The sequence below is a fragment of the Sphingomonas sp. EU05-FHT14C10 genome (genome assembly GCF_058790595.1).
The window spans coordinates 25,735-49,514 of the sequence record NZ_JBYTEN010000021.1; the positions used below are offsets into that span (position 1 = coordinate 25,735).

A 23,780-nucleotide genomic window follows, 5' to 3' on the forward strand; every position below is an offset into this window, starting at 1 on the left:
TCTAGGCGCATCATATCGCGCGCCCAAGCGGAATCGGGGCTGGCGCTCGGCCAGCGCAGTGATTACATGGCGCGCCTTACCTAAACCGGCGGTAAAGGCAGCAGGCAGCATATGGACATCGAACTCGGCCTCACTTTCGACGACGTCCTGCTGCGCCCGGCCGAATCCGAAGTCCTTCCCAGCCAGGCCGATACGCGGACGCGGGTGACGCGGGAGATCGCGCTCAACATCCCCGTCATGTCCTCCGCCATGGACACGGTGACCGAAGCCGACATGGCGATCGTGATGGCGCAGATGGGCGGGCTGGGCGTGCTCCACCGCAACCTTTCGATCGAGGAACAGGCCGCCGCGGTCCGCCAGGTCAAGCGCTTCGAATCGGGCATGGTCGTCAATCCGATCACGATCGCGCCGGGGCAGACGCTGGCCGAGGCGCAGGCGCTGATGGCGCATCATCGCATCTCGGGCATTCCCGTCGTCGAGGCGAGCGGCAGGCTGGTCGGCATCCTCACGCATCGAGACGTGCGCTTCGCCGAAAATCCGAACCAGCCGGTTTCCGAGCTGATGACCAGCCAGAATCTGGCGACGGCGCCCGCCGGCGTCAGCCAGGATGAGGCGCGCCGCCTGCTGCACCAGCGCCGGATCGAGAAGCTGCTGGTCGTCGACGACGCCTATCGCTGCGTCGGGCTGATCACGGTCAAGGACATCGAGAAGGCCGTCACCTATCCCAACGCGACCAAGGATGCATCGGGCCGCCTCCGCGTCGCCGCTGCGACGACGACGGGCGACGCGGGCTTCGCACGGACCGAGGCGCTGATCGATGCCGGCTGCGACCTGATCGTCGTCGATACCGCGCATGGCCATTCCAAGATGGTCTCGGCGGCGGTCGAGCGGATCAAGCGCCTGTCCAACGCCGTCCAGATCGTCGCCGGCAATGTCGCGACCGCCGAGGCGACGCGCGCGCTGATCGATGCGGGCGCCGACGGCATCAAGGTCGGCATCGGGCCGGGCTCGATCTGCACCACGCGCGTCGTCGCGGGCATTGGCGTGCCCCAGCTGACCGCAGTGCTCGAATCCGCTGCCGAGGCGCGCAAATCTGGCGTGCCGGTGATCGCGGACGGCGGCATCCGCACCTCGGGCGACGTCGCCAAGGCGCTGGCCGCAGGCGCGGGCAGCGTGATGATCGGGTCGATGCTGGCGGGTACCGAGGAAGCGCCGGGCGAGACCTTCCTCTATCAGGGCCGCGCCTATAAATCCTATCGCGGCATGGGCTCGGTCGGCGCGATGGCGCGCGGATCGGCCGACCGCTATTTCCAGCAGGACATCAAGGACCAGATGAAGCTGGTGCCCGAAGGCATTGAAGGCCAGGTGCCGTTCAAGGGCCCGGCCAAGGATGTCATCCACCAGCTGGTCGGCGGCGTGCGCGCTGCGATGGGCTATACCGGCGCGAAGACGATCGACGAGTTGCAGGAACGCGCGAAGTTCGTCCGCATCACCAATGCGGGCCTGCGCGAAAGCCATGTCCACGACGTCACCATCACGCGCGAGGCGCCCAATTATCCGACGCGCTGATCGGCCGAGCGCATGACGCCCGCCGCACGCATCCAGGCGGCGATCGAGCTGCTCGACGCGATCATCGTCGCCGCGCGCGACGGCGGAGCAGCGGCCGACACGCTCATCGCGCGCTATTTCAAGACGCGCCGCTATGCCGGGTCGAAGGATCGGCGCGCGGTGCGCGATCTCGTCTATGCCGCGATCCGGCGATCGGGCGACCGTCCGGCATCGGGGCGCGTCGCGATGATCGGCGTGGCGCGCGAGGACGAGACGGTGGCCGCCGGCTTCGACGGCTCGTCGCACGGCCCCGCGCCGATCGGGACAGGTGAGGCGGGCGCGGAGCGATCGGCGGTGCCGATATGGATCGCGCCGTCGCTCGCTGACTATGATGTGGCGGCGATGCTTGCGCGTGCGCCGCTCGACCTGCGCGTCAACGCGCTCAGGGCCGACCGCGAGGCGGTGCTGACCGCGCTTCCCGAAGCCGTGCCGACGCCGCATTCACCGCATGGCGTGCGCCTGCCCGAAGGTTTCGCGATCGAGGCGCATCCGCTGTGGGCGGAAGGCGCGATCGATATCCAGGACGAAGGCAGCCAGCTTATCGCGCTCGCCTGTGAAGCGCGGCCAGGCATGACGGTTGTCGATCTGTGCGCCGGCGCCGGGGGCAAGACGCTCGCGCTGGCGGCGGACATGCGCGGCGAGGGCAGGCTGATCGCCTGCGACACCAATCGCGACCGGCTTTCGCGCCTTGCGCCGCGTGCCGAACGCTCGGGCGCTGCCGGGATCGAGCAAAGGCTGCTTGATGCCGGGCGTGAGGCGCAGGCGATCGCCGATCTTGTCGGGCAAGCCGATATCGTCCTTGTCGATGCGCCCTGTTCTGGCACCGGCACCTGGCGGCGCAACCCCGAGGCGCGCTGGCGGCTGACGCCCGAGCGGATCGCGCGACTGACGGCGACGCAGGCATCGATCCTCGACCTCGCGGCGACGCTGGTGAAGCCGGGCGGCGCGCTTGTCTACGCCGTCTGCTCGCTGCTCGATGCCGAGGGGGCGGATCAGGTTGACAGATTCATGGGCGCGCGCGCAGATTGGCACGCCGAGGAGCCTTTCGGTCCCGCCGGCCGCAGCCGGGGGAGGGGCCGGACGGTCGACCCGGCGCGCGACGGGACGGACGGCTTCTTCGTCGCGCGACTGAGACGCCCGTGATGACCGAGCATCGATCGAGCCGTTTGGAGATAGTAATGCGTTTCACGCCCACCGCCCTTGCCCTGTCGCTTGCGTTGCTGACCATGTCGAGCGCCGGGCAAAGCCAGCGCGCCGACAATCAGCTCGATCCGCGATCGGTGGCGATGGTGGTGAAGGGCGATGCGCTGCGCCGTGCCGGCGATTTCGCGGGCGCGACCGATATGTATGAAAGCGCGCTCGCCATCGATCCGCGCAATCGCCCCGCCTTCATCGCGCTTGGCCAGACCGCGCAGGCGCAGGGTTTGCCGGGCAAGGCGATCCGCATGTATCGCGAGGCGCTGAATCTCGAGCCCAATGACCTGACCGCGCTTGCCGATCAGGGCGATGCGATGGTCCAGAAGGGCGCGGTCAACAAGGCGAAGGAAAATCTCGCCAAGATCAAGGGGCTGTGCAGCAAGACTTGCCCTGAGGGCAATCGCCTGGCCGCCGTGATCGCCAAGGGGCCGCCGCCGGCGGTGCTCGCCGCCCAGGCCGCGCCGAAGGTGCCGGCGGTGGGCGAGGAAGCCAAGTCGCAGAAGCCTGAATAAGCCTCAGCGCGCGTCGAGCGCGCGGGCGATCTTCACATATTCATCGACCGAAACCGTCTCGGCGCGTCGCGTCGGATCGATGCCCAGCGCCTCGAGCGTCTCGACGGCGCCGGGCAGGCCGCGCAGGCTCTGGCGCATCATCTTGCGACGTTGGCCGAAAGCCGCAGCGGTGAGCTTCTCGATCGTCGAAACGGCCACGCTCTCGGGCGCGGCCTTGGGCACGATATGCACGACCGCCGACATCACCTTGGGCGGCGGCGTAAAGGCCGAGCGGTGGACGTTCATCGCGATCCGTGCCTCGCTGCGCCACTGGGCGAGCACCGACAGCCTGCCATAGGCATCGCTGCCCGGCGCTGCGACGATACGCTCGGCGACTTCCTTCTGGAACATCAGGGTCAGGCTTTTCCACCAGGGAAGCCAATCCTCGGTGGTCAACCAGGCGACGAGCAGCGCGGTGCCGACATTGTAAGGCAGGTTAGAGACGATGTGCGGCGGCCGCCCGATTGCGACGCGCGCATCGAAGCCGAGCGCATCGGCCTCATTAACATGAAGCTTGCCGGGCGCGGCGGCGGCCAGCTCGGCAAGCGCGGGGATGCAGCGCGCGTCGCGCTCCACCGCCGTCACCTCCGCGCCCGCACCGATCAGCGCGCGCGTCAGGCCGCCGGGGCCGGGGCCGACCTCATAGACCGCTTCGCCTTCGAGATCGCCGGGAACGCGCGCGATCCGATCGAGCAATTGACTGTCCAACAGGAAATTCTGGCCCAGCGCCTTGCTCGCGCGCAGCCCGTAGCGCGCGATGACATCCCGCAACGGGGGGAGCGGCGTCACGCCAATGCGCGTTCGAGGCGCATCCGCGCGGCGGCAGCGGCCATGCGGATCGCCGCGATCATCGCGCCCGGATGCGCCAGATCATGCCCCGCAATGTTGAAGGCGGTGCCGTGATCGGGCGAGGTGCGGACGATCGGGAGGCCCAGCGAGATGTTCACGCCATCGTCGAAATAGAGCGTCTTGATCGGGATCAACGCCTGATCGTGATAGAGGCACATGGCGACGTCGTAGAGTTCGCGCGCGCGCGGGTGGAACATCGTGTCGGCGGCAAAGGGGCCGGTGACATGGATGCCCTCGGCGCGGAGGATCTCCATCGCCGGGCCGACAATGTCGATTTCCTCATGGCCGAGCTTACCGTCCTCGCCCGCGTGCGGGTTGAAGCCGGCAAAGGCGAGGTGCGGGCGTTCGATCCCAAAATTGCGCTGGAGCCCGCGCGCGGTGACGATCGATCGCGAAACGATCAGGTCGACGGTCAGCGCCTTGGGCACATCGGCGAGGGGCATATGCGTGGTGATCGGCACCACCTTCAGTCCCGGGCCGGCGAGCATCATCACGACATTCTCGCGCGCGATGCCGCAGCGCTCGGCGACGAATTCGGTCTGGCCGGGATGCGTGAAGCCGACGGCATAGAGCTGCGACTTGGACACCGGACCGGTCACCAGTCCGCCGACCGCGCCCGACCGTGCCAGCCCGACCGCCAGCTCGAGCGAGTCGAGCGAGCATCGCGCGCCTTCGAAATCGGGATGGCCCGGTCGAATGTCGCCGGCATCCTCGACCTGGATGATCGGCAACGCGGTCGGGAAAACGCGCGCTGCCTCCGACGGATCGTAGATGCGCTCGACCGGGCCGTCCCAAACGGCCTCGATCGCGCGTGCGTCGCCGACAGCAAGAAAAGGCGGACAGTCGTCGAGATCGCGGCAGGCCATCCACGCCTTGGCGGTGACCTCGGGGCCGATCCCCGCCGGATCGCCGAGCGCGACGACGAGCGGGTCGAGAAGGGGCATCGGATCCTCAGCGATAATCGACCACCGCATCGCGCCGCAGATCGCGCAGATAGCGCTGGGCGCGCCTGTTCACCCGCTCTTCCTCGAGCTGGGCCATGATCTGGTCGCGCGACGGCCCTGAAGCCGCCTGCGGATCGTCACGACCGCAAAGCACGAGCACCCGCACACCGTCCTGTATCGAGCCGAAGGGCGGCGTCGACTGGCCGATCGACAGGCCGAGCAGGGGTTGCTGAAGCTGCGGCGGCAGATCGCGGACGCGGACCTGATCATTGTCGACGATCTCGGCGCCGATGTCCTTCGCCACCTTGTCGGCGGTGCCGCAGCCCTGGATCGCCTTGGTCGCAGCCGCAAACGCCGCGGCGCGCTTGCCCGCCTCGTCCTGCGAGATACCCGCGGGGAAGGCGAGCGAAAGCTGGCGCAGGCTGAGCACGGCGTCGCGCGGATCGGCCATAAGAACCTGACGCTTGTCGACGAGGTAGAGGATCGAGAAACCGCCGGGAACCTCGATCGGGCCGGCGATCTGCCCGACCTGCATTTGGCTGATCGCCTCGCTCAACTGGCCGGGAAGCTGTTCCGAACGCACCCAGCCGAGGTCGCCGCCGACTGCGGCGGTCGAGGCCTCGGAGAACTGGCGCGCATAGGCGGCGAAGGAGCCGCCCTGATGCACCTGCTCGATGATCTTGCCGGCATTGTCGAACACCTGCTGCTTCGCCTCGGGCGCCGCCGACAGGTAGATCTCCCCGACCTTATATTCGGATGCGCCCTTGGAGGCTTCCAGCCGGTCCATGATCGCTTGGACTTCCTCGTCGCCAATGTTGACGAAGGGTTCGACGCGGCGGCGCAGCAGACGCTGCCATGCCAACTCGCCCTTGATCTGGCGCTTGATCGAGGCGTCGGAGGAGCCGATCGACGCGAGATAATCGGTCATTTGCCTGGGCGTGCGCTTGAAGTTCTGCGACACGCGGTCGTAGCTCTGCTGGATCTCCTTGTCGGTGATCTCGATCTCGTTGGCCTTGGCCTCCTGGATCTCCAGCGTCTCGTCGATCATGTTGCGCAGGACCTGCAGGCGCAGCCGGTCCATTTCTTCGGGCGGCACGCGCCCGCCGTTGGCGGCGACGACGAGCGCTAGGCGCTGATCGACGTCAGTGCGTGTGATGATCTCGCCGTTGATGATCGCCGTGGGCTTGCGCACCGCAGGATCATCCTTGCTGAACAGCACGACGTCATTCGGGATGTTGAGCCCCGTATCGGTCGCGGCTGCCGCGCCTTCGGGCGCGGTTTGCGCCAGCGCAGCCGTGGCGGTCGCGATGATGAGCGGAAGAGCGACGAAGCCGATGGCCCGATTCGCGCGCTTGTATCTGAAAAGGGTCAAGTTCCGATTCTATCCCAAGATTTCCGAAACGACGGTCAGCCTGCGCGCCGCCGCCTGAACCTAGGCTTAGCTGCCAAGATTCTTGAACGCCAGCCGCAACAGGAAGCTGTTGCCCCGCCGCGCGTCGCCCGTATCCTCATAGTCGCGTCGCCACGTCAGGCCAACCTCAAGGCAGTCATCCTCGTAAGAAATGCCGAGACGGTGGCGGATCGGCTCGAAACCGTCGCTCGACGACAGCGGATCCTCGTTGCGATCGGTCAGGTCGACGATCGCCGATCCGAACAGCGACCAATATTTCGCGAACTGGATGCGCCCCCCCGCGCGAAGCTCCTCGCGGTCGCGCAGATCCTCGATGCTCGGGTCGATGTCGCGGTTGAGCCGCAGATAGCCGAACATGACATAGGTCTTGCGCGATCCGATGGTGGCGTCGACCTCGTTGCGGCGGATCGCCAGCGTATCCTTGTCGAGGCGGAAACGCTCGGTGATCTTCACGAAATCGCGGAAGCGGACTTCCGCGCGGCCGACGATGTCGGAGGTGCGGCCCGAAAGCCCGGTGCCGTCGGGGAAAAGCTGAGGTTTGCTGTCCAGCCGGTAGCTCTGCCCGACATTGGCGTCGATGCTGAAGCCCGGCAGCGTCAACGCATAGTCGACGCCATAGGTGATGCGCTGGCCGTCCTCGTAACGGTCGTAGCCGGGGAAGCGATTGAGCGCGAAGAGGTTGCTGTCCTCGAGGTCGAAGGCGCGCGAATCCTCGTTCGGGATCTTGAGGTTGCTGATGTTCGGGCTGGCGACGATCTGAACGCGTGGCGTGATCTGCTGGGTGCCGCCGAGGAACTGGCCGACGAAGGGCCATTTCACGTCGACCGCGACCGTCGCGATGGCGCGCGCGTGCCAGCCCGGATCGCCGCGATAGATCACGGTCGGCGTCGCGAGCGTGTCGTCGGTATGATAGACGTCGCCCCGGGTCAGCGCCGTGAAGGTCACTTCCTGGCCGAAGGGCGTATATTTGCGCAGGTCCCACTTGAACTCGGCGAAGGCGCGCTGCGTATCCTGCCCGTCCGTCCGCGTGATGCCGAGGCTGTTGAGCTGGAGCTGAAAATTGCCCCCCAGCACCGGATCGGCGAAACGGCGGCGATAATCCAGTTCGGGCAGCGCGATCGGCTGCTGGCCCTGCGGATCGTTGGCGCGCAGCGTCTGCGTCACCCAGCCGGCAAGCGAGAAATAGCTGTCGGAGCCGATACGCTCGAGCCGGACCGTCGAGCGCAGCCGGTCGTCGTAGGAATAGTTGTAGCGTCGCAGGAAGGTGCGGTCGGTGACGACGCGGATCGATCCGCTGATGTCCCAGTTGGGGTCGAGTTGGAACCGGCCGCTGGCGTCGAGATAGCCGCGAAACCTCTTCGATCCGTCGGTGATCGGCGTGTTGACGCCAGCGGGCTGCACCATGCTCGACGTGCCGAGCATCGTGATCTGATAGGCGCCCTTGCTGGTCAGCGCGCGATATTTGAGGTCGAGCAGCGGCAGCACGCTCGTGTAGATGTGCGGCGTGATCGTCAGGTCGCGGTTGGGCGCGATCTGCAGGTAATAAGGCAGGGCGACGTCGAATCCGTTTACCCGGTTGTACTGCATGTCGGGCACCAGCAGGCCGGATCCCGCGCTGTTGTCGCTGGGGCTTGAAAGTCCGGGCAACGGAATCAGCGGCAACCCGAACAACTCGATCCGCGCGCCGTGATAATAGATGCGCCCCTTGTTGGGGTTGTAGACCACGCGCGCCGCGCTGACCTTCCAGGTCGGGTTCTTGGGGCAGCCCTTGTCGTCCACCACCGCGCAGGGCGTGTAGGCGGCGTGATCGAGTGTCGAGATGTTGTCTTTGCGCGTGCCGCGCAGCGCGGCAAGCCGCCCGCCATCCTCCATCACGATCAGCAGATTCTCGACCACGCCGTCCTTCAGCGTGTCGGTCAGGTCGGTTGAATCGCCGTAGGCGACATCGCCCTGCGGATTGGTGATGGCGACGTTCCCCGTGGCGGTCACCTGGCCCGATTTGCGGTTCCACACCACCTTGTCGGCGCGCAGCCTGTTGCCTTCGCGGAACATGCGTACATCGCCCGAGGCGGTGACGATGTCGTCGTCGCGGCCATAGAGAATCTCGTCTGCGCTGAACTCGACGATATTGTCGTCATCGGTCGCGGCCGTCGGCGAGGGCGGAGGTGGCGGCGGGCTCTGGCGTGGTCCCAGGTCCTGCGCGTTGACGGCGGACGAAGCGAGGCCGGCGGCGACGGGCAGAGCCATAAGAAGAAACGACCGACTGCTCGACACACCAACCCCTTTGACCGTCTTCGACGGCGTCTGAAACGCCGCCTATCGCACCGGAAAGGGCGGCCCGCAATCTCTTGGGATACAGCGGTTCAATTTCGCGCCATGCTGTCCTACATGGTCGCCACATGCCCAAGGGCGAAAAAGAACAAGTAAGGAAGAATGATGCGTTTGAGCTTCGCCGCCGCGCGCCCCGAAGGCGCCTTCGATCTCGCCATCCTGTCGCCGAGCGGGGGCGCGCAGCCGCCCAAGGTTTCCGGGCTCGATCCGCAGGATGAAGGGCTGCTGGCGACGGCGGTCAAGGCCGCGCGCTTCGAGGGCGAAGCCGGTGCGATCGCCGAGCTTTTTGCGCGCGTCGGCGGTGAGTCGCGCCGCCTGCTGGTGGCAGGCGCGGGCGCGGGCTCGATCCGTGACCTCGAGCGCGTCGGTGCGGCGCTGACCGCGCGCCTGCTGACCTCGGGCACCGAGAAGCTGGTCGTCGATCTGACGGGCGCGACGCTGACCGCCGAGAGCGTAGCCTCGCTCGCAACCGGCCTGGTGCTGCGGGGCTGGCGTTACGACGTCTATCGCACCAAGCTGCCCGCCAAGGCGAAGCCGACGCTCGACGAGCTCGTGATCGTCGGCGCGCCCGAGGGCAGCGAAGCAGCGTGGGAAATCGCCAAGGCTGTGGCCGATGGCGTCGCCTTCACGCGCGAGCTGGTCACCGAGCCGTCCAACATCATCTATCCGGAAAGCTTCGTCGAACGCTGCCTCCACCTGCGCGAACTGGGCGTGGAGATTGAGGTTCTCGACGAGCCGGCGATGCGCAAGCTCGGCATGGGCGCGCTGCTTGGCGTCGCGCAGGGCTCGCGTCGTGCGCCGCGCCTGCTCGTGCTGCGCTGGGACGGCACCGGCGGTGCCGAGAAGACCCCGGTGGCCTTCGTCGGCAAGGGCGTGACTTTCGATACCGGTGGCATCTCGATCAAGCCGGCCGCCGGCATGGAAGACATGAAATGGGACATGGGCGGCGCCGGTGCGGTTGCGGGCACGATCAAGGCGCTCGCGCTGCGCAAGGCGAAGGCGCATGTCGTCGGCGTCTGCGGCCTTGTCGAGAATATGCCCGATGGTAACGCGCAGCGCCCCGGTGACGTCGTCACCTCGATGTCCGGCCAGACGATCGAGGTCATCAACACCGATGCCGAGGGGCGGCTCGTGCTGTGCGACGCCCTCACCTGGGTGCAGCAGAACTATGCGCCCAAGACGATCGTCGACCTCGCGACGCTGACCGGCGCGATGATCATCAGCGTCGGCAGCGAGCATGGCGGGCTGTTCTCGAACGACGATTCGCTGGCCGACGAGCTGCTTGCGGCGGGCAAGGCGGCGGGCGATCCGCTGTGGCGCTTCCCGCTCTCCGACGCCTATAACAAGCTGATCGACAGCCCGATCGCCGATATGAAGAATGTCGGTCCGCGCGGCGCCGGCTCGATCACCGCGGCGCAGTTTCTGAAGCGCTATATCGACGACGGCGTGCGCTGGGCGCATCTCGACATCGCCGGCATGGTCTGGGCCGACAAGCCCGGCGCGGTCTGGGGCAAGGGCGCGACCGGTTTCGGCGTGCGCCTGCTCGATCGTTTCGTCGCCGATAATTTCGAGAAGTGAGCTCCGGACGGTGCAGGTCGATTTCTACCACCTGACCGCCCGCCCGATCGAGGCGGTGCTGCCACGCATCGCCGAACGCGTGGTCGAGGGTGGCGGCCGCCTGCTGGTGGTCGCTGCCGACGCGGCGCAGCGCGACGCGCTCGATCGCACGCTCTGGTCATACGCGGCCGACAGCTTTCTGCCGCACGGCCAGGCCGGCGGGGGCGACGAGCCCGATCAGCTGGTGTTGATCGCGCCCGATCCCGTGCCGCTCAACGCTGCGCGCAACATCGCGCTGGTCGACGGCCTGTGGCGTGAGGAGGCGACCGGCTTCGATCGCGCCTTCCACTTCTTCGACGATGAGGGGATCGAGGCGGCGCGCGCGGCGTGGCGGTCGCTTGCCGATCGCGACGGGATCGAGCGCCGCTACTGGAAGCAGGACGAATCGGGCCGCTGGAGCCAGGTCGCCTGAAGCCTGCGCTTGCGGAAGCGCGCCCGAGCGACTAGGGGAGCGCCACTTTTCCCTAATCCACACTCAACCAGACATGGAGCCCAACGGCCATGGCCGCGACTCGCACCTTTTCGATCATCAAGCCCGACGCCACGCGTCGCAACCTGACCGGCGCCGTCACCAAGATGCTTGAGGAGGCCGGCCTGCGCGTCGTCGCCTCGAAGCGCATCCAGATGACCAAGGATCAGGCCGAGGGCTTCTACGCGGTCCACAAGGAACGCCCCTTCTTCAACGATCTGGTCAGCTTCATGATCTCGGGCCCCGTCGTCGTGCAGGTGCTCGAGGGCGAGAACGCCGTGCAGCGCAACCGCGACATCATGGGCGCGACCAACCCGGCCAATGCCGAGCCGGGCACGATCCGCAAGGAACTGGCCGAATCGATCGAGGCGAACAGCGTCCACGGTTCGGACAGCGAAGAAAATGCGGCGATCGAGATCGCCTACTTCTTCAAGCCGGAAGAAATTGTCGGCTGATCCTACGCCGCGCGGCATCCGCCGCTGCGGCCCGCAGGATGCGGCGGCGCTGGCTCTGGTCGGCGCCGCCACTTTCCTCGAAACCTATGCATGGATGATCGCGGGCGACGACATCGTCGCGCATGTCCGCGATCGCCACGACGCGGCGAGCTATGCCGCCTTCCTCGCCAATCCCGAATGCGCCTTGTGGGTTGCCGAGGCGGATCGCGGCGCAGCTATCGGCTTCGCGCTGCTCACCCCGCCCGACTTGCCGGTCGAGACCGGCCCCGACGATGCCGAGCTTCGTCGCATTTACCTCCTGTCGCGCTATCAGGGTGGCGGCACCGGCGCGCGCCTGTTCGCGGCGGTCGCCGACGAGGCGCGTGCGTGGAGCAAAAAGCGCCTGCTGATCGGCGTCGCCAAGCAGAATGAAAAGGCGATCGCCTTCTATCGGCGCCAGGGCACCGCCATTATCGGCGAGCGCGCCTTCCGCGTCGGCGATGAGACGTTCGAGGATTTCGTACTGGCACTGACGCTTTAGGCTAGCCTCACTTCGCTGATGAAATCGCTTTCCAGCGCGCATCGATCTTCTTGCGCGCGTCGTCCTCGTCGACATGCTCGATCAGCGACAGGCCGCGCAGGCGGATCGTGGCCCCGCCGAACATCTTGCCGTCGAGTACATAGCCGATGTCGTAGATGGCGACGTCGCTGTGCGGGGCGCCATCGACCAGATAGCGCGTGGTGATCGCGACGGGAAGGCGAGCGTCGCCGCGCGTTTTCTCGTTCATTCCGGCGTCGGCGCGCGCCTTCTTCAGCCGGTCGTCGAACCATGCGGAATCGATGCGCGCGTCGCCCGCCGTTTCGACGGAGCGCACATCGAGCGGCGTCGGGAAGGCGATATTCTGGCCCTGGATCACCTGATCGCCCTTCACCGGGCTGAGCGTCAGCGCCTTGCCGCCGCGAATTATGCTGGCCTTCAGAGCGAGCGTCGCGGCCTTCGCGTCGGCGGCCTGCTCGTCATGCTGCTTGTCGGCGCGCTGGGCGGTGCGGTCGGCATAGTTGTTCCACAGCGTCAGCGCCGAGATGATCACAGCGACCACGCCCAGAACCTCGCCCAGCGTGATCCAGCGCCGCCGGATCGCCGCCGCTTCGGCCGCCTGTTCCTTGTGCGCCTGCGGCTCGGGCGCCGGTCCGTCGCTCATCGTCCGCCTGCCTCCAGCAGTCGCGCGGGCGCGACCAGTTCCCAGCTCTGCGCGATGCGATCGCCGATGCGGTCCCAATCGGTCTCCGCCGCGCCGACGCGCATGGCCACCCAGCCGGCGGGGCCGAGATAGGGCGGCACATAATAGAAATCGGGATCGGCCTCGACCAGCATAGCCTGTTCCTCAAGCCCGGACGTCTTCACCATCACCGCCGTTTCGCCGTCGCCATGATGATCATGCCACAGATAGGCGAAGAACTTGCCCTTCACGATGTGGAAGCCCGGCGAACCGTGCGAAAGCCGCTCGGCGGAGTCGGGCAGCGCCCGCGCGATGGCACGGACGCGCTCGAGTGTCGCTTCAGGATCGGAACTGAGCACGCGACACGAACTCCCCAAGCGCCCTCGGGTACAGCCTATGTTCCTCGATCAGCACGCGCGCGGCAAGGCTTTCCGGCGTGTCTCCCGCAAGAACCGGAACCTCGGCCTGCGCCAGCATGGGGCCGTCGTCCAGCTCCGCCGTCACTTCGTGCACCGATACGCCGTGGACCGCATCGCCCGCCTCGATCGCGCGTGCATGGGTGTCGAGACCCTTATATTTGGGAAGGAGCGAGGGGTGGATATTGATCATCCGGCCCGCCCATTTCTCGACGAATCCTGGCGATAGCAGGCGCATATAGCCGGCCAGCGCGACGAAGGAGACGCCGGCCTCGCGCAGCGCCGCATCGACGAGGGAGTCGAACTCGGCGCGCTTCAGGCCGACGTGGCTGTGCGCCCAGGTCGCGATGCCCATCGCTTCGGCCGCCTGCAGCCCGGCCGCTTCGGGATCGTTCGATCCGACGAAGACGATCTCATAAGGGCAGGCCGGATCGCGCGCCGCCTCGACGAGCGCGATCATATTGGACCCACGCCCGGAAATGAGAACGCCGACCCTGGCGCGATCAGGCGTCATGCGTCGCCGACCATGCGGCGCGCGCGCTCCACGTCTCGGCGCCGCCCGCAACGGTGCAGCCGCGTGTGCCCGTATCGATGCGGCCGATGTCGAACACCGTCTCGCCCGCCGCGGTCAGCGCGGCGCTGACAGCGGCGACATCGCCTTCGGCGACGACGATCGCCATGCCGATCCCGCAATTGAAGGTGCGGGCCATTTCCTCGGGCTCGATCGCGCCCTGCGCCTGCAGGAAGGCCATCAGCCGCGGCTGCGGCCACGCATCGGCATCGATATGCGCATGAAGCCCTTCGGGCAGGACGCGCGGGATATTCTCGAGCAGGCCGCCGCCCGTGATATGCGCCATCGCCGCGACCTTGCCCGCGCGGACGAGGGGGAGGAGCGACTTCACATAGATTCGCGTCGGCGCCATCAGCGCGTCGATCAGCAGCGTCTCGATATCGAAGGGGGCCGGGCGATCGAGCTTCCAGCCCTTGTCGGCGGCGAGGCGGCGAACGAGCGAGAAGCCGTTGCTGTGCACGCCCGACGAAGCGAGGCCCAGAATCGCGTCGCCCGCCTTCACCCGGTTGCCGGTCAGCGCCTGCGATCGTTCGACCGCGCCGACGCAGAAGCCGGCAAGATCATAATCGCCCGCCGCATACATGCCGGGCATCTCGGCCGTCTCGCCGCCGATCAGTGCGCAGCCGGCGATTCGGCAGCCCTCGGCGATGCCGGCGATCACGCGCTCGGCAACGCCGGCCTCCAGCTTCCCGGTCGCATAATAATCGAGGAAGAACAGCGGCTCCGCGCCCTGCACGATCAGATCGTTGGCGCACATCGCGACAAGGTCGATGCCGACGCCGTCGTGCCGGTCGTGCTCGATCGCGAGCTTGAGCTTGGTGCCCACGCCGTCGTTGGCGGCGACGAGCAGCGGATCGTCATAGCCCGCCGCCTTCAGGTCGAAGAATCCGCCGAAGCCACCAAGCTCGGCATCGGCACCGGGACGGCGCGTGGCTTTCGCCAGCGGCGCGATCGCCTTCACCAGCGCGTTTCCGGCGGCGATCGAGACGCCCGCCTGGGCATATGTATAGGGCTTGTCGTCGGTCATCTGTGCCGCCTAGCCACAACGCGCTTGGATTTCCACCGCCAACACGCCAGAAGGGCGCCGTGATCGCAATGCCGCGCTTGTCCAGACTGATCCCGCCGCTGGTTGCCCTCTCGCTTTTGGCGGGGCTGAGTGCGGTGGTGCGCGCCCAGCTGGAAGGCTCGAACCGCGGTGTTCCGCCGATCGACAGCTCCTCGAGCCTTGAGGTGAGCGGGGTCGAGGTCGACGTTTCGGCCCCCACCGCCGATGCCGCGCGACTGGGCGGCTGGCGGCTGGCGCAGCGCAAGGGCTGGCAGATGTTGTGGCAGCGCACGCACGGCGGCGCGGCGCCCGCGCTGTCCGATTCGGCGCTCGACGGCATGGTCGCGGGTATCGTCGTCGAGGATGAGCAGATCGGCCCGCACCGCTATGTCGCGCGGCTGGGCGTGCTGTTCGATCGCGCGCGCACCGGCGAGGTGCTGGGCATCGGCGGGCGGGCCTCGCGCTCGGCCCCGATGCTCGTCATCCCGGTGGAATGGAGCGGCGGCGCGGCGCAGAGCTTCGAGGTGCGCAATCCCTGGCAGGAAGCCTGGGCGCGTTTCCGCACCGGCAACAGCAGCATCGATTATGTCCGCGCGACGGGCACCGGCGTCGATCCGCTGCTGCTCAACAATGCGCAGACGCTGCGCCCTGGCCGCGGCTGGTGGCGCTTCCTGCTCGACGGCTATGGCGCGGCTGATGTGCTGGTGCCGCAGGTCGAGCTTCAGCGACTGTGGCCCGGCGGCCCGGTGATCGGGCGCTTTACGGCGTTTCATGGCCCCGACAAGCGCCTGATCGGCCGCTTTGCGCTGCGCGTCGAAAATCCCGATGCGCTGCCCAAGCTGCTCGACGAAGGCGTCCGGCGGATCGATGCGTTATACGCGCAGGCGTTGGCGATGGGGCAGCTTCGCCCCGATCCCTCGCTGGTGATCGAGGAACCGGTCGATACCGAGGCGCTGGAGGACAGCCTTGCGCTGGCCCCCGAGGAGAATACTGCGCTGGTCGGTGCCACACCCGCAGCAGGCACTGCGACGGTGACAGTGCAGTTCGACACGCCGGACGCGGCTTCGGTCGACGCCGCGGAGACTGCGCTGCGCGGCGTGCCCGGCGTACGGTCGGCGGCGACATCGAGCCTCGCGCTCGGCGGCGTTTCCGTCATGAAGGTGGTGGTGCAGGGCGATGGCGCCGTGTTCCGCGCAGCGCTCGCCGCGCGCGGCTGGCAGGTGCAGGGCACCGGGGACACGATCCGCATCCGCCGCGCCGCCGCGCCGCCGTCGCCAAGCCCGAGCACGACTGGCCGGCAATGAGCCAGATCGCCCTGCCGCTCGACTGGCCAGCCGGCGAGACCCAGCAGGATTTCATCGTCGGCGACAGCAATGCCGCCGTCGTCCGTCACCTCGACCATTGGGGCGCCTGGCCGGTGATGGCGACCATCCTCACTGGTCCGCGCAAGTCGGGCCGCAGCTTGCTCGGGCGGCTTTTCGCCAAAAAAAGCGGTGGTCAATTGATCGACGAAGCCGATCGCCGCGACGAGGAAGAGCTTTTTCACGCCTGGAACGCCGCGCAGGAGCAGCGCCTGCCGCTGCTGATGATCGCGGATCAACCGCCGCCTGCCTGGCGCGTGCGCCTGCCCGATCTGCGATCGCGCCTCGGCGCGACGCCGGCGGTTGCGCTCGCTGATCCCGACGATCAGCTTGCCGGCGCGCTCGTCGAAAAACTGCTGGTCCAGCGCAACCTCATGCCGCCGCCCGACCTTATCCCCTGGCTGATGCCGCGCATCGAGCGCAGCCATGTCGGGCTGATCCGTGTCGTCGATGCGCTCGATCAGGCTGCACTTTCGCGCCGGACGCGCTTGTCGTTGAAACTTGCCCGCGCCACATTGGCGGAACTTCGACTGATCGACGGACAAGAGGATTCGGCCTGATGGCAACCGCCCTACCGATAATGGAAAGCGATGCCCCCGCCGATGGCGGTTCGCGATATTTCAATCGCGAGCTGAGCTGGCTCGCGTTCAACCGTCGCGTGCTCGAGGAAGCAGGCAATCCCTCGCATCCGCTGCTTGAGCGGCTGCGCTTCCTGTCGATCTCGGGCAACAATCTCGACGAGTTCTTCATGGTCCGCGTCGCGGGCCTCAAGGGGCAGCAACTCCAGCAGGTCGAGGAGCGTTCGCCCGATGGCTTGACCGTCACCCAGCAGCTTTCCGCGATCGCCGAGAGTGCGGATTCGCTGATGTCCGCCCAGCGCGCCGAATGGCGCAACCTGCGCGAGATGCTGCGCGAGAACGGCATCTTCGTGCTGCGCGCCAGCGAGCTGGATGGCGAGGCGCTGAGCTGGCTCGAAAGCCATTTCCGCGACCAGATATTCCCGGTGCTCACGCCGCAGGCGCTCGATCCCGCGCATCCCTTTCCCTTCATCCCCAACAAGGGGCTGTCGATCATCCTCGATCTCGTCCGCCTGTCGGACCGGCAGGAGATCAGGGAACTGGTCATGCTCCCCGCGACGCTCCAGCGCTTCGTCCGTCTGCCCGGCGAACAGGCGCGCTATGTCGCGATGGAAACGCTTATCCGCTGCTTCCAGCACCTGCTGTTCCCCGGATATGAGGTGCTGGGTTCAGGCTGCTTCCGCATCATCCGCGACAGCGACATCGAGCTTGAGGAAGAGGCCGAAGATCTCGTTCGCTATTTCCGCAGCGCGATCAAGCGCCGGCGGCGGGGCAGGGTGATCCGCCTTGAGCTTGAGACGGCGATGCCCGATCATCTCGAGACGCTGGTCAATACCGAGCTAGGCGGCAATGATGCGATCGTCACCGAAACGGGCGGGTTCCTCGGCATCGGCGACCTCGAGCAGCTTGTCGAGGAGGACCGGCCCGATCTGAAATTCCCGCCCTTCTCGCCGCGTTTTCCCGAGCGTATCCGCGAGCATGGCGGCGACTGCTTTGCAGCCATCCGCAGCAAGGACATCATCGTCCACCATCCTTATGAGACGTTCGACGTCGTGCTCGCCTTTCTCAAGCAGGCGGCTGCCGATCCCGACGTGGTGGCGATCAAGCAGACGCTCTACCGTGCGGGCAAGCAGTCGGCGGTCATCAACGCGCTGATCGCGGCAGCTGAGGCGGGCAAGTCGGTGACGGCGGTGGTCGAGCTCAAGGCGCGCTTCGATGAGGAGCAGAACCTGCTCTGGGCCTCGGCACTCGAACGTGCGGGCGTGCAGGTGGTCTATGGCTTCATCGACTGGAAGACGCACGCCAAGATATCGATGGTCGTGCGGCGCGAGGGCGGCAGCTATCGCACCTACTGCCATTTCGGCACGGGCAATTATCATCCGATCACCGCGCGCATCTATACCGATCTCAGCTTCTTTACCGCCGATCCGCGCGCCGGGCGCGATGCGGCGCAGCTGTTCAACTACATCACCGGCTATGTCGAGCCGAGCGATCTTGAATTGCTCACCATGTCGCCGCACGGATTGCGCGAGAAGCTGTCGGCGCTGATCGATACCGAGATCGATAATGCCCGAGCGGGCAAGCGCGGCGGGATCTGGGCGAAGATGAACTCGCTGGTCGATCCCGCGATCATCGAGAAGCTTTATGCGGCAAGCGCCGCAGGCGTGGAGATCGATCTGATCGTGCGCGGCATCTGCTGCCTCCGACCCGGCGTGCCGGGGCTGTCCGATCATATCCGCGTGAAGTCGGTCGTCGGACGCTTCCTCGAGCACAGCCGCATCTGGGCATTCGGCAATGGCCGGGTACTGCCCAATGACGGCGCCAAGGTCTTCATTTCCTCGGCCGACTGGATGCCGCGCAACTTCGACCGGCGCGTCGAATATATGATGCCGATCCTCAACCCGACGGTGCACGATCAGGTGCTCGATCAGGTGATGGTCGCCAATCTGATCGACAATGAGCAGAGCTGGGAGCTTCATCCCGACGGCAGCTATGAGCGTGATCAGCCGGGCGACCGGCCCTTCAACCTCCACCGCTATTTCATGACCAATCCGTCGCTTTCCGGGCGCGGACAGGCGCTTGAGCATAGCGATGCCGTGCCCAAGCTCCACCTGCGGCGGCGGCGTGGCTAACCTGCTGTTCCGCAAGCTCGAGCGCGAGGCGGAACCGGTGCATGCATCGGCCGCCCGCCGTTCCGCGATCATCGATATCGGGTCAAACTCGATTCGCCTCGTTGTTTATGACGGGCCGCCGCGCGCGCCCGCGATCATGTTCAACGAGAAGGTGATGGCCGGTCTCGGTCGCTCGCTGGCCGAAACCGGCGCGATCGATGCTGCGGCGATGGACATGGCGACCACCGCGCTGGGCCGCTTCAGGCAGCTTTGCGTCGGCATGGGCGTTAGGCAGCCGCGCACCGTCGCCACTGCGGCCGTGCGCGACGCCTCCAATGGCAGCGAACTGATCGCGCGCGCCGAGGCGCTGGGACTGACGGTCGATCTGCTGTCGGGCGAGGAAGAGGCGGAGGCGGCGGCCAATGGCGTGATCTCGGCGATCCCCGAGGCGGACGGCGTGGTGGGGGATCTTGGCGGCGGCAGCCTCGAGCTGGTGCGCGTGAAGAAGGGTGCGATCCTCGATCGCGTCTCCTTCCCGCTTGGCGTGCTGAGGATCGAGGGCGTTCACAAGAAGGGGCATGGCGCGCTCGATCGCCGCGTCGCTCAATATTTCAAGACTGCGCCGTGGCTGGACGCCGCGCAGGGCCTGCCTTTCTACATGGTCGGCGGATCGTGGCGCGCGCTGGCGCGGCTTGATATGCACCTCAGCGAATATCCGCTGCCGATCATCCACCAATATCAGATGGACCCGCGCACGCCGCAGCGGCTGGTCCGCGTCCTCGCCCATATCGACCGGCCCCGGCTGAAGCAGGTGCCTTCGCTGTCGGGCGGGCGCATCGGGACGATGGGCGAGGCGGCGGCCTTGCTGTCGTCGCTGGTCCGCCACCTCAAGCCGAACGGCCTCGTCGTCTCGGCGCATGGATTGCGCGAAGGGTTGCTGTTCGGTGCCCTGTCGGGCGAGGAGCAGGCGATCGATCCGCTGATCGCGGCCTGCCGTGACGAAGGCGAGCGATCGGGCCGTTTCCCCGAGCATGGCGATCTGCTCAATCGCTGGATCGCACCGGTCTTCGCGCGGGAAAAGGCGGCGGATGCCCGTATCCGTCATGCTGCCTGCCTGCTTGCCGATGTCGCATGGCGCGCCAATCCCGAGTTCAAGGCCGAGCGCGGGCTGGAGATCGCGGTGCATGGAAACTGGGTCGCGATCGATCCGCGCGGGCGCGCCATGCTGGGGCAGGCGCTGTTCAGCAGCTTTGGCGGCGGCGCACTGCCGCTGCCGGGCTTCGACCGGCTGTGCGCGCCTGCCGATTTGCAGCGCGCCGTGCAGTGGGGGCTGGCGATGCGGCTGGGGCAGCGGCTGTCGGGCGGCGTCGCCGATCCGCTGCGCCACAGCCGGCTGTCGCTGGGCGAAGGATCGATCGACCTGCTGCTCTCGGGCGACGAGACGCTGCTTTACGGGGACGCGGTCGTGCGCCGGCATCGCCAGCTTGCGACGGCGATGGGGCTGGAAGCCAAGCTGGTCGGCTGAGCCGAGCTCAGCCGCAGTCGAAGCCGGTGACGAGGTTGTTCGCGTCGATCGCGATGTTCAGCCGGTCGGCGCGATAATCCATCGTCATCGCCATGCCCGGAGCTTTCCAGCGGATGCTCCGCGCGCCGGTGCGCTTCAGCGCGTCGGCGGCGAGGTCCTGCGTCGCGGGCTTGCCGACGAGATCGGAGAGGCTGCCGAGATCGCACTTGGCTTCCGTCGGCGGGGGAGGGGTTTCTGCTACCTTGTCAGGGGAAACACAGGCGGTGAGGGCAATAGCTGCAGCGGGGATCAGTGAAATCGATTTCATCGTCACTCTCCTCATTCGGCGCGCGTCATGAGCAATTTGCCGTTCTTCACCCCGAAGGCCAGCCGTCCCTCGACCAGCGCCAGCGCGTCGCGGCCGAACTGTTCGTAGCGCCAGCCGTCGAGGATCGCCAGATTGGCGCGTTCGCCCGCCGCCAGCCGTTCCAGATCGTCGGTCCGCGCGAGCAGGCGCGCCGCGACGTTGATTTCCTTCGACCGGATCTTGAGCAGCAGCTTGAGCAGGTCCGCGACGAGGATGCCGTCCTTGCCCAGCCCCGGCTTGCGATCGTCGCGCCCCGGCATCTCGGCGGCCGACAGCGGCTCAGCCTCGGCCAGCGCCTTCATCAGCCGCCCGCCGATATCGTTGCTTGCCCAGCTTGCGGACAGGCCGCGCACGCGCGACAAGTCGGCCTGCTCGCGCGGCGGATGCGCGGCGAGATCGGCGAGCGTCTCGTCCTTGACGATGCGGCCGCGCGGAATGTCCTTGCCCTGCGCCTCGCGCTCGCGCCAGGCGCCCAGCGCCTTCAGCCGCCCGAGCGTATCGGGCTTGCGGCTCGGCGCCTTGATCCGCTCCCACGCCTCATCGGGATCGTTGTGATAGTTGGACGGATCGGCCAGCCGCTCCATCTCCTCGTCGATCCATTCGCCGCGGCTGAGCTTCCTCAGCCGTTCGAGGATCATCGGAAAGACGCGGATCAGATGCGTCACGTCGCCGATCGCATAGTCGATCTGGCGCTTGTCGAGCGGGCGGCGGCCCCAGTCGGTGAAGCGCGCGCCCTTGTCGAGCTGGATGCCCAGCCAGCTGTCGATCAGGTTGGAATAGCCGATCTGCTCGCCCTGGCCGATCGCCATCGCCGCGATCTGCGTGTCGAAGATCGGGTGCGGCGTCTTGCCGGTTAGGTTGTAGACGATTTCCACATCCTGCCCGCCGGCGTGGAAGACCTTCAGCACATCCTCATTGTCGACCATCAGATCGAGCAGCGGCTGCAGGTCGATGCCGGGCGCCTTGGGATCGATCGCCGCCGCCTCGTTGGCGTCGGCGATCTGGATCAGGCAGAGATCGGGCCAATAGCTGTTCTCGCGCATGAATTCGGTATCGACCGCCACATAGAGCGAGCGCGCCAGCCGGGCGCAGAGATCGGCGAGAGTCTTGCTGTCTGTGACAAGCGGATGAATGTGCATGTAAAGCCCATAGCGCCGCGCTGCGCCTTGACAAACACTCATCCCGTGTCTGTAGCGCCCAGCACGCACAAAAACTGATTTTCCCAAGCCCGGAAGCCAAAAGATGCACGCCTATCGCACCCACAATTGCGCCGAACTGCGCGAAACCCATGTCGGCGAAACGGTTCGCCTTTCTGGCTGGGTCCACCGCAAGCGCGACCATGGCGGGCTGCTGTTCGTCGATCTGCGCGATCATTACGGCCTGACCCAGATCGTGACCGACGTCGATTCGGAGGCCTTCAGGGTGCTGGAGCGCGTGCGCGCCGAGTCCGTCGTCACCGTCACCGGCCGCGTCGTGAAGCGCGCCGACGAGGCGATCAATCCCAACCTGCCGACCGGCGCGATCGAGATCCGCGCCGACAGCGTGACCGTCCAGTCCGCCGCGCAGGAACTGCCGATGCCGGTCGCGGGCGAGGCCGAATATCCCGAGGATATCCGCCTGCGCTATCGCTATCTCGATCTGCGTCGCGAACGGCTGCACAACAATATCGTCCTGCGCTCCAACGTGATCGCGTCAGTCCGCCGCCGGATGATCGAGCAGGGCTTCACCGAGTTCCAGACGCCGATCCTGACCGCCTCGTCGCCCGAAGGCGCGCGCGACTATCTCGTCCCCAGCCGCGTCCATCCGGGCAAGTTCTACGCGCTTCCGCAGGCGCCGCAGATGTTCAAGCAGCTGCTGATGGTCGCGGGCTTTGATCGCTATTTCCAGATCGCACCCTGCTTCCGCGACGAGGATGCGCGCGCCGATCGTAGCCCGGGCGAGTTCTACCAGCTCGATTTCGAGATGAGCTATGTCACGCAGGATGACGTGTTCGCGGCGATCGAGCCGGTGCTTCACGGCCTGTTCGAGGAATTCGCCGACTGGCAGGGCAAAGGCCGCACGGTCAGCGCCCTGCCGTTCCGCCGCATCCCCTATCGCGAATCGATGCTGAAATATGGCAACGACAAGCCCGACCTGCGCAACCCGATCCTGATCTCGGACGTGTCGAGCCACTTCGTCGGATCGGGCTTCGGCCGCTTCGCCTCGATCGTCGAGAGCGGCGACGTGGTGCGCGCCATCCCCGCGCCGGGCACCGCCGAGAAGAGCCGCAAATTCTTCGACGACATGAACGCCTGGGCGCAGTCGGAGGGCTTTGCCGGCCTTGGCTACGCCACACGCAAGGGCGGGGAATGGGGCGGCCCGATCGCCAAGAACCACGGTGAGGACAAGATGTCGGCGCTGGCCGACAGCCTTGGCCTCGGCCCCGACGACGGGATCTTCTTTGCGGCGGGCAAGGAAGCGCAGGCGGCCAAGCTGGCCGGCCTCGCCCGCACCCGCGTGGGCGAGCAGCTCGACCTGATCGACGGGAACCGCTTCGAGTTCTGCTGGATCGTCGACTTCCCGATGTTCGAATATGACGAGGATGCGAAGAAGATCGACTTCTCGCACAATCCCTTCTCGATGCCGCAGGGCGAGCTGGAGGCGCTGGAGAGCAAAGATCCGCTGGATATCCTCGCCTACCAGTATGACATCGTCTGCAACGGCGTCGAGCTGTCGTCGGGCGCGATCCGCAACCATCGCCCCGAGATCATGTACAAGGCGTTCGAGATCGCCGGCTATACGAAGGAGCAGGTCGACACGAATTTCGCGGGCATGATCAATGCCTTCAAGTTCGGCGCGCCGCCGCACGGCGGATCGGCCCCCGGTATCGACCGCATCGTCATGCTGCTGGCCGACGAGCCGAACATCCGCGAGGTCATCGTCTTCCCGATGACGCAGAAGGCCGAGGATCTGATGATGCAGGCCCCGGCGCCCGCGACGCCCAAGCAGCTTCGCGAGCTCAGCATCCGCGTGATCGAGCCGCCCAAGGCGGGGTGAAGGGCGGGGGCTTTCCGCCAACGGGCGGGGACAGCTTCTTCGTCATTGCGAGCGTAGCGAAGCAATCCAGACGATGCCAGGCATCGCGCGGCTGGATTGCTTCGTCGGCTTCGCCTCCTCGCAATGACGGGGTGTGGCACCGAAACTGTCCCAAAACCGT

Annotated in this window: 20 protein-coding genes and 1 pseudogene; 12 read left to right on the forward strand and 9 right to left on the reverse strand. The window is 66.8% G+C overall.

Translation table 11 applies throughout. The annotated features are described in order from the left end of the window. The first annotated feature begins 111 nt into the window (after nt 1-111). From guaB to AC3WT0_RS16550, 3 genes are read left to right on the forward strand one after another with little or no spacing between them, the layout of a single operon-like run. Nucleotides 112-1,569, forward strand: a complete 1,458-nt coding sequence (gene guaB / locus AC3WT0_RS16540; RefSeq protein WP_492754549.1) for an IMP dehydrogenase — start codon at nt 112-114, stop codon at nt 1,567-1,569. Nucleotides 1,570-1,581: 12 nt separating this feature from the next. Continuing rightward, nucleotides 1,582-2,751 carry an RsmB/NOP family class I SAM-dependent RNA methyltransferase gene (locus AC3WT0_RS16545; RefSeq protein ID WP_492754550.1) on the forward strand — a complete coding sequence of 390 codons (1,170 nt, stop codon included), beginning with the start codon at nt 1,582-1,584 and terminating at the stop codon, nt 2,749-2,751. Nucleotides 2,752-2,786: 35 nt separating this feature from the next. Beyond that, nucleotides 2,787-3,317: a tetratricopeptide repeat protein gene (locus AC3WT0_RS16550; RefSeq protein WP_492754551.1), complete on the forward strand. Its 531-nt coding sequence runs from the start codon at nt 2,787-2,789 to the stop codon at nt 3,315-3,317. A gap of 3 nt (nt 3,318-3,320) precedes the next feature. Here AC3WT0_RS16550 and rsmA read toward each other — a convergent pair whose 3' ends face one another. The 4 genes from rsmA to AC3WT0_RS16570 all read right to left on the reverse strand — a co-directional run bounded on the left by rsmA (nt 3,321) and on the right by AC3WT0_RS16570 (nt 8,807). Continuing rightward, nucleotides 3,321-4,145, reverse strand: a complete 825-nt coding sequence (gene rsmA / locus AC3WT0_RS16555; protein ID WP_492754552.1) for a 16S rRNA (adenine(1518)-N(6)/adenine(1519)-N(6))-dimethyltransferase RsmA — start codon at nt 4,143-4,145, stop codon at nt 3,321-3,323. After that, nucleotides 4,142-5,149: a 4-hydroxythreonine-4-phosphate dehydrogenase PdxA gene (pdxA, locus tag AC3WT0_RS16560; RefSeq protein WP_492754553.1), complete on the reverse strand. Its 1,008-nt coding sequence runs from the start codon at nt 5,147-5,149 to the stop codon at nt 4,142-4,144. Before pdxA ends, rsmA begins: the two co-directional genes overlap by 4 nt. A 7-nt stretch (nt 5,150-5,156) precedes the next feature. Then, nucleotides 5,157-6,521 (reverse strand): peptidylprolyl isomerase, encoded by a 1,365-nt coding sequence (locus AC3WT0_RS16565; RefSeq protein WP_492754554.1) that lies wholly within the window; start codon nt 6,519-6,521, stop codon nt 5,157-5,159. Between the two features lie 66 nt (nt 6,522-6,587). After that, nucleotides 6,588-8,807 carry an LPS-assembly protein LptD gene (locus AC3WT0_RS16570; RefSeq protein WP_492754555.1) on the reverse strand — a complete coding sequence of 740 codons (2,220 nt, stop codon included), beginning with the start codon at nt 8,805-8,807 and terminating at the stop codon, nt 6,588-6,590. Nucleotides 8,808-8,996: 189 nt separating this feature from the next. Here AC3WT0_RS16570 and AC3WT0_RS16575 point away from each other — a divergent pair, with 189 nt between their 5' ends. The 4 genes from AC3WT0_RS16575 (at nt 8,997) to AC3WT0_RS16590 (ending at nt 11,952) form a co-directional block, all read left to right on the forward strand. Continuing rightward, a complete protein-coding gene (locus AC3WT0_RS16575) occupies nt 8,997-10,469 on the forward strand; it encodes a leucyl aminopeptidase (protein WP_492754587.1) in 1,473 nt (490 codons plus the stop codon). 10 nt (nt 10,470-10,479) lie between these two features. Next, nucleotides 10,480-10,920, forward strand: a complete 441-nt coding sequence (locus AC3WT0_RS16580) for a DNA polymerase III subunit chi (protein WP_492754556.1) — start codon at nt 10,480-10,482, stop codon at nt 10,918-10,920. 89 nt (nt 10,921-11,009) lie between these two features. Continuing rightward, nucleotides 11,010-11,432, forward strand: a complete 423-nt coding sequence (gene ndk / locus AC3WT0_RS16585; RefSeq protein ID WP_492754557.1) for a nucleoside-diphosphate kinase — start codon at nt 11,010-11,012, stop codon at nt 11,430-11,432. Further along, nucleotides 11,422-11,952 (forward strand): GNAT family N-acetyltransferase, encoded by a 531-nt coding sequence (locus tag AC3WT0_RS16590; RefSeq protein ID WP_492754558.1) that lies wholly within the window; start codon nt 11,422-11,424, stop codon nt 11,950-11,952. Before ndk ends, AC3WT0_RS16590 begins: the two co-directional genes overlap by 11 nt. Nucleotides 11,953-11,959: 7 nt before the next feature. On the opposite strand, the gene AC3WT0_RS16595 is transcribed toward AC3WT0_RS16590, so the two are convergent. The 3 genes and pseudogenes from AC3WT0_RS16595 to purM form a co-directional block, all read right to left on the reverse strand. After that, a complete protein-coding gene (locus tag AC3WT0_RS16595) occupies nt 11,960-12,613 on the reverse strand; it encodes a hypothetical protein (RefSeq protein ID WP_492754559.1) in 654 nt (217 codons plus the stop codon). Beyond that, a pseudogene (gene purN, locus AC3WT0_RS16600) lies at nt 12,610-13,561 on the reverse strand (phosphoribosylglycinamide formyltransferase). The gene AC3WT0_RS16595 and the pseudogene purN overlap by 4 nt, the downstream one beginning before the upstream one ends. Then, nucleotides 13,551-14,645 carry a phosphoribosylformylglycinamidine cyclo-ligase gene (gene purM / locus AC3WT0_RS16605; RefSeq protein WP_492754560.1) on the reverse strand — a complete coding sequence of 365 codons (1,095 nt, stop codon included), beginning with the start codon at nt 14,643-14,645 and terminating at the stop codon, nt 13,551-13,553. The pseudogene purN and the gene purM overlap by 11 nt, the downstream one beginning before the upstream one ends. Nucleotides 14,646-14,713: 68 nt before the next feature. Between purM and AC3WT0_RS16610 the strand changes: the two genes are divergently transcribed. Genes AC3WT0_RS16610 through AC3WT0_RS16625 form a run of 4 tightly spaced genes read left to right on the forward strand, consistent with a single transcriptional unit; the run spans nt 14,714 to nt 20,238 of the window. Then, nucleotides 14,714-15,967, forward strand: coding sequence for a heavy-metal-associated domain-containing protein (locus AC3WT0_RS16610; RefSeq protein ID WP_492754561.1), 1,254 nt, complete (start codon nt 14,714-14,716; stop codon nt 15,965-15,967). After that, entirely contained in the window at nt 15,964-16,584 is a 621-nt protein-coding gene (locus tag AC3WT0_RS16615) for a P-loop NTPase family protein (RefSeq protein ID WP_492754562.1), read from the forward strand. Before AC3WT0_RS16610 ends, AC3WT0_RS16615 begins: the two co-directional genes overlap by 4 nt. Next, nucleotides 16,584-18,734, forward strand: coding sequence for an RNA degradosome polyphosphate kinase (locus AC3WT0_RS16620; protein ID WP_492754563.1), 2,151 nt, complete (start codon nt 16,584-16,586; stop codon nt 18,732-18,734). The genes AC3WT0_RS16615 and AC3WT0_RS16620 overlap by 1 nt, the downstream gene beginning before the upstream one ends. Continuing rightward, complete coding sequence (locus tag AC3WT0_RS16625) at nt 18,727-20,238, forward strand: Ppx/GppA phosphatase family protein (RefSeq protein WP_492754564.1); 1,512 nt, start codon at nt 18,727-18,729, stop codon at nt 20,236-20,238. The genes AC3WT0_RS16620 and AC3WT0_RS16625 overlap by 8 nt, the downstream gene beginning before the upstream one ends. A 7-nt stretch (nt 20,239-20,245) precedes the next feature. Here AC3WT0_RS16625 and AC3WT0_RS16630 read toward each other — a convergent pair whose 3' ends face one another. Next, the gene (locus tag AC3WT0_RS16630; protein ID WP_492754565.1) at nt 20,246-20,545 is read right to left on the reverse strand and encodes an I78 family peptidase inhibitor; all 300 of its coding nucleotides are present in this window, start codon (nt 20,543-20,545) and stop codon (nt 20,246-20,248) included. An 11-nt stretch (nt 20,546-20,556) separates the two neighbouring features. After that, on the reverse strand, nt 20,557-21,723 hold the full coding sequence (gene rnd / locus AC3WT0_RS16635) for a ribonuclease D (RefSeq protein ID WP_492754566.1): 1,167 nt from the start codon (nt 21,721-21,723) through the stop codon (nt 20,557-20,559). 103 nt (nt 21,724-21,826) lie between these two features. Here rnd and aspS point away from each other — a divergent pair, with 103 nt between their 5' ends. Then, complete coding sequence (aspS, locus tag AC3WT0_RS16640; protein WP_492754567.1) at nt 21,827-23,620, forward strand: aspartate--tRNA ligase; 1,794 nt, start codon at nt 21,827-21,829, stop codon at nt 23,618-23,620. Nucleotides 23,621-23,780 lie beyond the last annotated feature (160 nt).